A 318-nucleotide genomic window follows, 5' to 3' on the forward strand; every position below is an offset into this window, starting at 1 on the left:
AGAGGCAAATGCCACATGCCCTGCATATGTGACGCAGTGTTACTTATCTGAGCTTGCACTCACATTACCGTATGATCTGTTAGATAAGAGTTGGGTCATTTATTTTAGTCAACTCATGCCAATCATACATGGTTCAAATCAGCAGTTTGACATCACGCATATTAATGGCGATCTGCATAAAATTAGCCCATCAGAGTCCTTTACAGGGTTTATTGCTGGGAAAGCGCATAAACTACGGTTTTATACTCAAAATTCACAGATCACCCGTTCTGAGTTTATGCCTAATTACCTACTATCAGACGCCAAGCATGCGTTGGC

1 protein-coding gene is annotated in these 318 nt (G+C 41.5%); it reads left to right on the forward strand.

Annotated elements, in window-relative coordinates:
• Nucleotides 1–318, forward strand: a 318-nt coding sequence (locus CWC11_RS21320; RefSeq protein WP_171038503.1) for a carbohydate-binding domain-containing protein, incomplete at both ends; no start/stop codon positions are given.

The sequence above is a fragment of the Pseudoalteromonas sp. S3178 genome, from assembly GCF_005886985.1.
GTDB lineage: Bacteria > Pseudomonadota > Gammaproteobacteria > Enterobacterales > Alteromonadaceae > Pseudoalteromonas > Pseudoalteromonas carrageenovora.